Consider the following 8,559-nt stretch of genomic DNA (forward strand, 5'->3'; position numbering starts at 1 on the left):
AGGCACTGAACAGCCCCTCAATAATAATATTCTTTTACCATGAGCGTTTCCAATCATCTTGACAAGCTCACTCGTATTGCTATATTCGGCATTCTGTGGCCAGAACGTTCCTCTTTCCTCATTCTCGATCATAAGTCTTACGAACTCCATGAGGTTCTCAATGTAAAGCATAGAACGGCAGTTATCTACATATGGAAACACAGGCATCTTCTGTGCCAGTTTAGACATAAGAGGATAATTCCCCTTGCTGCCTTTACCGTAAATCATCGGCGGTCGTAAAATAACTACCTTAAAGTTCACATCATCAAGCTTATTCAAGCCTCTTTCAGCCTTGACTTTACTATCACCATAACAGTTCGCCGGACTTACAGGTGTGTCCTTTGTAATCATTTTCTTCTTACCAATCGAAGCACTATCGCCATAGACAATAGCTGAGGACATGAAAATAAACTGCTTAACCCCAGCTTTCTTTGCCTTCATAGCTGTTCTAATTGTCAGCTTTGTGTTGACCTCATAATACAACTTTGCTTTCTCTCGACTAATTTTGCCATTATCAGAATGAGCAATGCCTGCAACATGATATACAGTATCATAACCGGAAAAATCATATTTCGTCCAACCTTCGCCTATCATATCAAGTGTGTCCACTAGATACTTATCTGGCCACTGTTTTAAGTATTCTTCAAACGAGGTGCCTATATATGAACCCGCACCTGTGATTAAAACCTTCTTCATATCACTATCGTACTATCCTTATTTTATGTATTCTCATCTATTGTATCTATATCACCACTGATACTATCAGCCCTATTGATCTCTTTCGCAATAGCACCAGTACCGCCTTCAACAACGCCTTTACTCTTTAAAACAGAAAACACAGAACCAATAAACAGCTTCAAATCCATCAAAAAGCCTGTGATACTACTACCCTTTAGAGTTTTAGCGTACACACCATCTAGTTTTGCCTTATCAGGAATTTCCAGTTCATCTCTACCGCTAATCTGTGCAAGTCCAGTTAAACCAGGTTTAACATCATTAGCGCCATATTTGTCTCTTTCAGCGGTCAAGTAGTCCTGATTCCAAAGAGCCGGACGCGGTCCAATAACGCTCATGTTGCCTCGGAATATATTCCAGAGCTGTGGCAACTCGTCTATGCTCGTTTTCCTTATGAATCCACCAACTTTAGTAATGCCGCCATTCTGAAGCATATGCGTAGGAACATCTTTTGGCGTATTCACTGACATAGAGCGGAATTTGAGCAATTGAAAATAACCTTTGTTCTGTGCTACACGTTTCTGCTTAAAAAGAACTGGGCCGGGATCATCAGTCTTGATAGCAAGAGCTGTAACAGCATAAACAGGAGCAAGAACAACTAAACCTCCAAAAGAAATGACAACGTCAAATCCACGTTTTACATACTTCTCATAAAAAGTCGGAAAATGTGTGCTGTTCTCAACGGCTTCAAGATGTCCATGCTTACCATCTGCGTTCACGGGATCGTTTATATCCTCGACGAATATAACTTTTCTGCCTTCTACAGGGTTCTGCTCTTCTGGCTGATTAGCATACACGGAGTCAGGATATTGTTTCTTTGCGATATGACGCATGATTAAGTATGTAGTACCTAAAGCAACGCCCGTTATTCTAGCCGCTGTTTTCAGATTTTTCTTAGTCTGTTCTTTCACAATCTCTTACCTCACCTTAATTATTCTTTATTTCATAGTTTTGCTATATCATTACTGTGTTCTACACACATTCTTCATCCAGTATAAACCATTCACACAGCAACAGGTAACGGCTGCTTAACTTCCTTTGCTTCTGTATCACATACCTCGTTGTACCCTGTTCTAGTTTTAGCCTCAATTTCAGCTCTTGCCTTTACAACGCAGCCGCAATTGATATGACACCCCTTATGTATGGTGCTATTATGATTTATAATAACACCAGCGGAAATAATGCATCCGGTTTCAACTACTACTTCCGTATGCACAACAGCCATAGGCTCAATAAACGAACCCATGCCAATCTTTGCTGACGGTGAAACGTATGCACGTTCGTGAATCAGACATGGTATATTGTACCCCTTGTTACGAAGTTCTTCGATGAGCTTTAATCGGAAATCCGAATTGCCTATAGCCACAACCGCAGAATCGTAAACATTGCTTAGATTTTCAAAGTCCCCCAACTTACCCACTGCAATCGGATTGTTATCATCGAGGAAATCGATATGATCATATTTCCTCATTGACTCGGCAATTTCCTTAGCCACCATTCCGTACTGACCAGCGCCTAAAATAAGCAAGTTTTGCATACATATACCCCCTTATTAAGAAATGAGTAAAAATTTATTATGATGATCATTCTTCGAAAAGAGTGATCATTTAAACTGAAATAATATTGAAACGAACTCTTGTATGTATATGTAAAAATGAGAGACCATGGTTCTGGAAATAATCATAGACCATGGTCGCTGCGGTCATGTTCCCCTTAGACCGCCCGTGTGGAAATTAACAAACTCATATCAACCGCCATAAATATAGCGATTTATATCAACCCGCCAATTTTAATACATACGACCATCAAATGTACAAACTACAATTTAATTTTATACATATAACTCTCTAATAAACAAACTACAAATAAATTTTATACATATGTACATCTTGTACTCAAAAGGTGACTCTCCGCCTTTGAATCGCCCGAAACACCGCCAAAATCTGTAACAAAACGAACGTATGTTTGAAGATATATTTTTGCTTATTTTACGTCGTTTAAGCCACTTTTTCACCTTTTGATAACGAGAGGTTCGGCGTATTGACGGACATAGATCGGAATTTAAGTAACTCGAAGTAAGACTTATCCGTCCCCACACGCTTCTGCTTGAAGAACACAGGACCGTGATCATCAGCCTTAATAGCAAGAGCTGTAACAGCGTAAACAGGTGCTAAAACAACAAGGCCGCCGAAGGAGAGTACAACATCAAATCCTCGTTTCACATATTTCTCATAAAACGTCGGAATATGTGTGATATTCTCCACAGCCTCAAGATGTCCCTGCTTTCCATCTGCATTTACAGGATCGTTGGCATCCTCTTTGAAAACCACCTTACGCCCCTGCATCGGATTCTGTTCCTCTGGTTGATCAGCATATACTGACTTTGGATATTGTTTTTTTGCAACATGACGCATTACTAAGTATGTAGCACCTAATGCTAGTCCTGTCGCTTTCATTGCTGTTTTTAGATTTCTCTTAGTCTTATCTTCCACAATCTCTTACCTCACCTTAAATTCTATATCCTTACTTTTTTCCATAAGTATTTTCTGTGTTCTACACAAAATACGATTCACACAGCAACTGGCAACGGCTGCTTAACTTCATTGACTTCAGTATCACAAACCTCGTTATAACCTGTTCGTGTTTTTTCGTCAATCTCTGCTCTTGCCTTTACAACGCAGCCGCAGTTTATATGACAACCCTTATGTATAGTGCTATTATGATTTATAATAACACCTGCGGAAATAATGCAGCCAGTTTCAACTACTACTTCCGTATGCACAACAGCCATAGGCTCGATAAACGAACCCATACCTATCTTAGCAGACGGAGAAACATATGCACGTTCGTGAATAAGACACGGTATATTGTACCCCACTTTACGAAGTTCTTCAATGAGCTTTAATCGGAAATCCGAATTGCCTATAGCTACAACCGCAGAATCATAAACATTGCTTAGATTTTCAAAGTCCCCCAACTTTCCCACTGCAATCGGATTGTTATCATCGAGGAAATCGATGTGATCATATTTCCTCATTGACTCGGCAATTTCCTTTGCCACCATTCCGTACTGTCCAGCGCCTAAAATAAGCAAATTTTGCATACATATACCTCCCTTATTAAGAAATGAGTAAAAATATATTATGATGATCATTCCTCGGAAAGAGTGATCATTTAAAACGAATTAATATTGAAACGAACTCTCGTAAAATCAGTAATATGTATATGTAAAAATGAGAGACCATGGTTCTGGAAATAATCATAGACCATGGTCGTTGCGGTCATTTTCCCTTAGACCGCCCGTGTGGAAATTAACAAACTCATATCAACCGCCATTAATATAGCGATTTATATCAACCAGCCAGATGTATTAAGAAAAATCGTCCTATAAAAAGCAAAAGCAGGCACAAAAAGCCTGCATTATTTTACAATCCGGCTTTAAAATAGAACATGCCTGTATACGCGCAATTACCCCAGTGTTCAAAGCCTTCTACTATATTTTCAGATAAAGTTACTCCATTATGACCTGCTCCTGAAAAAAGCATAATACTCATATAAACACCCCTTAAAAAACATTGATAAAACCTGTTTATGCGTTCGAGATACCGATTTGATTCCGTTGGCAGCCCCATACCCACGGATCGGCACTCCATAAATTAGTTCGTTGAAAGTTGATTGGTTTATGGTATCTTGATTTACTACAACAGCCACTTTCAATTTTATCTTTGCACAGAAGAATAGGCGTTTTTTGCGCATTGTTCTCTGACCGAAAGTCAACTGGTTGTAACAAATATATCATGTTTTTTAATATGTAGAATTATATCATATTCTTATACATTATGTCAATATATGGAAGTCAATATTGTTGCTATTAACAAATGAAAGCTTAAATTTTTCTGCGATTTATATATTATTTTTAAGATTTTTTATTATTTGTATTACCAGTTCCAATTATTACATTATGTAAATCATAAATTATTTTTGCAATTAATTTTTAGACAAAATTTATATAATCACATATTATCCATGATATAAAAACTGGATTTGTTGTTCAAAACTACAAAAGAGAAATAATAGATCAGCAACATAAAAAATCCATAGTAAAATCATAGTCAGCTGTGCATCAAAACAGTCTAAATAATTTGAATTCACCAATAATTGCGCATCAGATTATAAATATGAAATGACAATATGATAACCTTTATATGTAATGGCTGACGAAAAGATTCGGCTGAAGATTAGTGTTCAATTCAACAGGCGTTACTATCAGCAACATCAATAGCACAATACACAAGCGAGTTTGATTTTATGAGTTTATATTCAGCAACACCGATATTGACATCTGCTAGAACACCTGTTATAATAATATTATCATATCCAAAAACATTTATGTTGCCAATAGCAACATTTACTATAGGAGGTAATTATGAAGCACTTATCATTGAAGCTGCTTGCCGAAACTGTTATAAGCAGAAGAAAGGCAATCAAGATGTCACAAGTCGTACTGTCTGAAAAAACAGGCATAAACCGTTCGATTATTTCCAGACTGGAAAGCGAAGACTACACACCGTCTGTGGATCAGCTCCTTGCACTCAGCACTGTCCTTGGTTTTAACAATGCTGATGTTCTTGAAGATGATGTAGTTGATGCTGCTCCTATTGAACGTAAGAAAATAGCCGTCGCAGGAACAGGTTATGTAGGACTTTCCCTCGCTGTTCTGCTGTCTCAGCATAACGATGTGACAGCTGTGGATATCGTTCCCGAGAAGGTCGAGAAGCTGAATAACTGGCAGTCTCCGATTCAGGATGACTTCATAGAGCAGTACCTTGCAGAGCATGAAGAACGTAAGCTTTCCCTCAAAGCTACAACAGACGGCGAATCTGCCTATAAGGATGCGGATTTCATCATCGTTGCTGCACCTACGAACTATGATCCCAAGACCAACTTCTTTGACTGCTCGGCAGTCGAAGCTGTGCTCTCTCTCATAAAAACTGTAACAGGCAAAAAGAAGAACAAGCCGACTATCGTTATCAAGTCCACTATTCCTGTTGGATATACAACACAGGTTCGAGAAAAGCTGGGCATGGACAATATCATTTTCAGCCCTGAGTTTCTTCGTGAATCCAAGGCGCTTTATGACAACCTCTATCCGAGCCGTATCATCGTTGGCTCCGATGAAGCGAACATGAAGGCAGCTGGGGAGTTTGCTGCACTTTTACAGCAGGGAGCTATCAAGCCCAATATTGATACCCTCTTCATGGCAACTACAGAGGCAGAAGCAGTTAAGCTGTTCGCCAATACATATCTTGCACTTCGTGTCAGCTACTTCAATGAGCTGGATACCTACGCAGAGGTCAAGGGACTTAAAACTGCAAATATCATCCGTGGTATCTGTCTTGATCCCCGTATCGGAGACTATTACAACAACCCGTCCTTCGGCTACGGCGGCTACTGCCTGCCAAAGGATACAAAGCAGCTTCTTGCTAACTATCAGAACGTTCCGCAAAACATGATGACTGCTATCGTTGAATCCAACCGTACAAGAAAGGACTTCATTGCTGATCGCGTGCTCGAAATGGCAGGATATTACAGCTACGCAGATAATAACCTGTATAAAGCTGAAATGGAAAAGAAGGTCGTGGTCGGTGTATATCGTCTTACCATGAAATCCAACAGCGACAATTTCCGCCAATCATCTATTCAAGGTGTAATGAAACGAATAAAGGCTAAAGGTGCTGAAATAATTATCTATGAGCCTACTCTTGAAAACGGCAGCACTTTCTTCGGATCTAAGGTAGTTAACGACCTGAAGAAATTCAAGAAAATCAGTAACTGTATCGTTGCAAACCGTTACGACAAAATCCTTAACGATGTGTCAGATAAGGTATATACGAGAGATCTTTTCCAGAGAGACTGATAAATATAGAAATACAAATTCACTAACATAATATGTGTTTCAAGGTTTTACACACGGTATGTATGATGTGTATTATAAATAATCGTAATGTTTACATATAACTATTCGTGACAGAAAGCTGTTTTTGACATACGATATTTTGAAGGTAATTGTGGCAATTCGGATTCGTTTTTTCAGAAAAAAACGCATTCCAACCACTTGTTTACCACTTATTTGTACCAAAAGCTGCCAAAAAACACTTGAAGCTGCTAAAAGCGAAATCGTAAAATACCGCGAATTACAGCCATTTTCGCAATTTAGCAAAAATCACTAAAAGTGCTTCTACTTTTTCAATTCCCCTCGCCTAAAAATCAGGGCTCACAAATGGCTTAAAACAGGCATTTGTGAGCTCGTTTTTTTGACAAAAAACTGTCAACCACTTATTTTTATATTTAACAATAAAACCTCCTCAGAGTATGTTGCTCTGCGGAGGTTTTATCATTATCAACTCTGCACTATATTCTCCTTGCGTGCCCTCATCTTTGTTACTTATTATTTAAAGGTTTGGTTTGTTTCGCTTGAATGTAAGGGGATAATATTTCGTGCCTTCTCATAATGCAGACAGGGATAAGTGATATACTCATAATCTCCCCCCAACGGATCTGTCCAATTTTGAGAGGATGCTGGGGAATGAATCGGAATTAGGCATAAACCTCAGCTATAAGGTACAGCCCTCACCGGATGGACTTGCCCCGGCATTTATTCTCGGCAAGGAATTCATAGGCAATGACTCCTGTGCAATGATGCTTGGTGACAATATATTCTACGGAAACGGCTTCGGAAAGATTCTCCGCACCGCAAAGGAAAATGCGAAGACAAATAGCCGTGCTACTGTATTCGGCTACTATGTCTCAGGCCCTTAGCGCTTTGGCGTAGTGGAGTTCAACGAGAATGGGCAGGCGATATCGATCGAGGAAAAGCCTGTACATCCCAAGAGCAGCTATAAAAAACAGAGGTCAGAACGCTTTGTCCTAACCTCTGTTCATTTTAATGCCGCCGTGCGGAATCTTTGTTGGAAACATGGTCACATACGATCGCAAGTGCCACAGCGACTTATTCTAATGTGCTGTCAAAGCTCATCATCCAGTTTGTCCCATTCCAAGAACATACCCGATGCGTTCTCAATTTCTGTTTTATCAGATTGCATATGTCACTTGAAGAAGCTAATTAATCATCTTGCACTTGCTGTGGTTATCATGGCGGAGGCTGTTTGTTTTTACTGAAGATATTTTCAGAGAAAATTCATTCAGAGAATTGGCAATTCGGTTTTGGGGTATTGGTGCAGTTCCGTACAAAAGCTGTGCATATCAAATCTGATAAAGCAACCGGAGCTTATGAACGGATTGTAAACTATCAATTAATAATTGTAACAAAAATTCGTTTTCACATTGACACTATATTATATATGTGATATAATCACATTAAAATAGTAAATAACTTTCTCTAAAATGCTAAAAAGAAGAGGTGATTTTATGTTCTGTCCCAAATGCGGAAAACAAATAAAAGACGATGATATTTTCTGTGCCTACTGCGGTGAGAGTATTACTCACGGCACTCAAGCACCTGCGAATCCCAGACCGGCACAGCAAACACCGTACACACTGCCGAATCAGGCGGCTCCAACTCCGAACAACTACACCTATCCACAGCAGCCGAATGTGTTTCCTAAATCAGGAGGAAAGAAAAACGGCGGAATGATCGCTATTATCGTCACGCTTTCTGTACTCCTTGTGGCATCAGTCGGAAGTGTGATATTCCTGCTTGTAAAGAACAGCGGAGACGACAGTTCTGGTGGCAAATCAGGAGGAAGTAAACGTTCTGCTGTGACA

Annotated in this window: 7 protein-coding genes and 1 pseudogene; 3 read left to right on the forward strand and 5 right to left on the reverse strand. The window is 39.3% G+C overall.

The window, feature by feature from the left end:
• The 5 genes from K5677_RS07130 to K5677_RS07150 form a co-directional block, all read right to left on the reverse strand.
• Positions 1 to 735 (reverse strand): NAD-dependent epimerase/dehydratase family protein (locus K5677_RS07130; protein ID WP_296726254.1); only part of this gene is annotated, 735 nt, incomplete at its 3' end.
• A 23-nt stretch (positions 736 to 758) separates the two neighbouring features.
• Positions 759 to 1,391: a sugar transferase gene (locus tag K5677_RS07135; RefSeq protein ID WP_366849088.1), complete on the reverse strand. Its 633-nt coding sequence runs from the start codon at positions 1,389 to 1,391 to the stop codon at positions 759 to 761.
• A 386-nt stretch (positions 1,392 to 1,777) separates the two neighbouring features.
• The gene (locus K5677_RS07140) at positions 1,778 to 2,311 is read right to left on the reverse strand and encodes a PglB (protein WP_296726258.1); all 534 of its coding nucleotides are present in this window, start codon (positions 2,309 to 2,311) and stop codon (positions 1,778 to 1,780) included.
• A gap of 460 nt (positions 2,312 to 2,771) precedes the next feature.
• Positions 2,772 to 3,266: a sugar transferase gene (locus tag K5677_RS07145; protein ID WP_296726260.1), complete on the reverse strand. Its 495-nt coding sequence runs from the start codon at positions 3,264 to 3,266 to the stop codon at positions 2,772 to 2,774.
• Between the two features lie 77 nt (positions 3,267 to 3,343).
• Complete coding sequence (locus K5677_RS07150) at positions 3,344 to 3,877, reverse strand: PglB (protein WP_296726263.1); 534 nt, start codon at positions 3,875 to 3,877, stop codon at positions 3,344 to 3,346.
• Between the two features lie 1,323 nt (positions 3,878 to 5,200).
• Between K5677_RS07150 and K5677_RS07155 the strand changes: the two genes are divergently transcribed.
• From K5677_RS07155 to K5677_RS07165, 3 genes and pseudogenes are all read left to right on the forward strand, one after another.
• Positions 5,201 to 6,691, forward strand: a complete 1,491-nt coding sequence (locus K5677_RS07155) for a nucleotide sugar dehydrogenase (protein WP_296726266.1) — start codon at positions 5,201 to 5,203, stop codon at positions 6,689 to 6,691.
• Between the two features lie 576 nt (positions 6,692 to 7,267).
• Positions 7,268 to 7,674: pseudogene (locus K5677_RS07160) on the forward strand (sugar phosphate nucleotidyltransferase); the annotation flags it as partial.
• A 528-nt stretch (positions 7,675 to 8,202) separates the two neighbouring features.
• On the forward strand, positions 8,203 to 8,559 hold a 357-nt coding region (locus tag K5677_RS07165; protein ID WP_296726267.1), incomplete at its 3' end, for a zinc ribbon domain-containing protein.

This window comes from Ruminococcus sp. (assembly GCF_024684275.1).